This is a genomic window from Pseudanabaena biceps PCC 7429 (genome assembly GCF_000332215.1).
Lineage (GTDB): Bacteria > Cyanobacteriota > Cyanobacteriia > Pseudanabaenales > Pseudanabaenaceae > Pseudanabaena > Pseudanabaena biceps.
Map to the genome: position 1 here is coordinate 1 of NZ_ALWB01000312.1, position 2,509 is coordinate 2,509.

The following is a 2,509-nucleotide window of genomic DNA, read 5'->3' on the forward strand; positions in this document are numbered from 1 at the left end:
ATTGGAGTATCGAAAATCAACTGCATTGGATTCTTTGTATGTTGGGTTTTGTATGAAGATGCTTCTCAAGGTTGTCGAGGCTATACTGCTGAAAACTTAGCTGTTATTCGTCATGTTGGCTTAAATTTACTTTCCCGTGACAAAAAAACTAAGGTCGGAGTCAAGACTAAAGGGAGCATCTCAATTAGGCACTGAGTAAATATACTTAGGCAAGATTGAGGTTGAGATAAGCGCAACGATGTTTAAGAACTTGGGGAAGATTATCGCGCTTCCACTGAGCACCAGATATTTTGATTCTACGCCCAATTTGCTTGATAGTAGATTCAACAGCACCAGAGCCAATGGTAATTCCTTGTGTTTGAAAAGCTTGGTAGTCAGGGATACGGAGGCGGTGTCTTTCGAGATAGGCTATAAAGTTCGTAACTTGAGGATTGTCCCAATCGGCAAAGGCAGCAATGGCTGAGTCGATATTACCCCGCAGAGGCTAGTTTCAACATCCTGCAACCGTTTGTTAGAACCACCAACCTTATGCAGATTTTCCTTGAGATGATACCAATCAAGAATTTCACGTCGTTGCGATGTAGTAGCAATATCTGCCATTAAATTCCACACTCCCGGATGTCCATCTCCTAAACAAGTAACTGGGTCAGCCAAAAGCTGTGCATTTACTGAAGCTAGCAGTTTGTCATTCTCTTGGAAGAACGCTGCACAAGTTTGTTTGTTGAGAGTTACAGCCTTGTAGTCACGCCATTCACTGGCTTGTCCTTTCTCTGTGCGTAATCTTGCCTTACCACCATCAATACTAAGTTCTGTAATCGTTTCCCCTATTCTAATTCTGCAAATTCTTGACGGTGGACTAGCCTCTGCTGGGTACTGTGGTCAACGTATATTCCCGTTAGCTTGTGCAAGTCCCGAGCCGCATTTTCGTAAGAAACGTTGGCACTCAGCAATAGACAATTTGCTTCTAGCTGCGGACTCAATCGGCTGCGTTTTTTCAAACCTAATTGTGCAACTTGTTTGACTCTAATTTGCCATGTTCCTAGACTGGTCTGGATCTTTCTGCTTCTTCCTGTTCTTGTTTTGCTGCTGCTGATTAAAAAAATTTCCGATCTCTGGTGCTACTTCTTTGAGCAAGTGGTCTCTGACTGCTAATTCTATGCTGTTAAAGCTTTTTAGCTTCTTCTTTTGGGGTATTATTCAATAGAATTGCCGCCGCAGCTTTTAGATGTTCTTTCAGAACTTTGCTTTCTTCGGGTGTCATCTTTTTTAACCTTCATTTTTTATTCATTTTCTCATATGTCATCTATAAGTAGAAATACTCATTGCATTAGTGAGATGCTCCCAAGCAAAAGATACAGAAAGAGGGAGAAAAAGGTTAAAAGATATGAACATCTTTGTGTTTTTCGCATTAGTAATGACAACACTTAATTTTGATCCATCAAGAATCACAAGCCAGTTAAAAGTTACCAGTCAATCAGATAAAAATATTTGGATGAATGAAAAATGCAGACTATTAGAATGCAATGCTAAGGTTTTGGCACAATTGATTCCACTAAATCTAGAAGCAGCTATTCAAGAAACTCGAATAAAGACAAAAGTGCCTCTGGTTATCCCATTGATCGATGAAAACCTTTTTGGAGAAGTTGGTTATGTATCAAAAAATGTATTTGGGATAAATTTTAGTAAAGTTAAGGATTGTCGAGGCACAAGAGGCTGTACTTATGGCTTCATTGAAGGTGAAATTATCCATCAGGATTCATTGTCAGGCATCCAACTACACAAGATGAATCGTCATCCCGAAAAAAATGATAATAGATTTGGAAATGCACAAGAAATTACTCTTGCCAGAGAAATATCAGGTTTTTATCTGCCACCTTCATTTGGAGCTTATCTCGGTCCTGGTTTCATTTTTTGGAGACAAGGTGGGGTTCAATATAGAGTCGGTATTTATGACTTAAAAAGCTTACAAGAGCTTATTGAAATGGCAAATTCTGCAATAGAAAATCAATTTTAATTTCTGTATTTACTATGCCAACTGATTGATCCTAATCCTAATTATAAGGATGTAGTGATAGCAAAATTTACTAATGCTCGGTATCTTGTAAATGTACAAGATAAGGCTAGTGAAATCGCAAAAAATGCTTGGATATACCTTGAAACTCTAAAGGATATATAACTATATTTTTATATGTAGAAACATAAAGCATAGATACTCGATTGACTTAATTTATAAGATACACCTTAATATCTAAATGCTAAAAAAACAGTATATCTTTGTTATTATAATTCTCACTACTACCACATCATGTGAATATAAAAAAAATTTAGAAGCGCCAGACTATTCAACAGTTAAATCAAAAATAGTAGAAATTTTCAAGCCAAAACCTACTCCCTTAAAGAAAGAAAATTTAAAGATAGAAGAAGTTGAGCCAGATTTTAATGATGAAAAATTGTAATTGCTCAACCAAGGGAAATTGACAAAAAGGCAAAAGCTGATAAATTAAAGATA

At 36.9% G+C, this 2,509-nt stretch carries 2 protein-coding genes and 2 pseudogenes; 3 read left to right on the forward strand and 1 reads right to left on the reverse strand.

Features of this window, described 5'->3' with window-relative positions; all coding sequences use genetic code 11:
- A pseudogene (locus PSE7429_RS27390) lies at nucleotides 1–195 on the forward strand (hypothetical protein); the annotation flags it as partial.
- Nucleotides 196–205: 10 nt separating this feature from the next.
- Here the strand turns inward: PSE7429_RS27390 and PSE7429_RS21450 are convergent.
- Nucleotides 206–1,261 (reverse strand): annotated as a pseudogene (locus PSE7429_RS21450) (ISKra4 family transposase).
- 69 nt (nucleotides 1,262–1,330) lie between these two features.
- On the opposite strand from PSE7429_RS21450, the gene PSE7429_RS21460 reads away from it, so the two are divergent.
- The gene (locus tag PSE7429_RS21460; RefSeq protein ID WP_144052559.1) at nucleotides 1,331–2,014 is read left to right on the forward strand and encodes a hypothetical protein; all 684 of its coding nucleotides are present in this window, start codon (nucleotides 1,331–1,333) and stop codon (nucleotides 2,012–2,014) included.
- 238 nt (nucleotides 2,015–2,252) lie between these two features.
- A complete protein-coding gene (locus PSE7429_RS21465; RefSeq protein ID WP_009629474.1) occupies nucleotides 2,253–2,456 on the forward strand; it encodes a hypothetical protein in 204 nt (67 codons plus the stop codon).
- Nucleotides 2,457–2,509 lie beyond the last annotated feature (53 nt).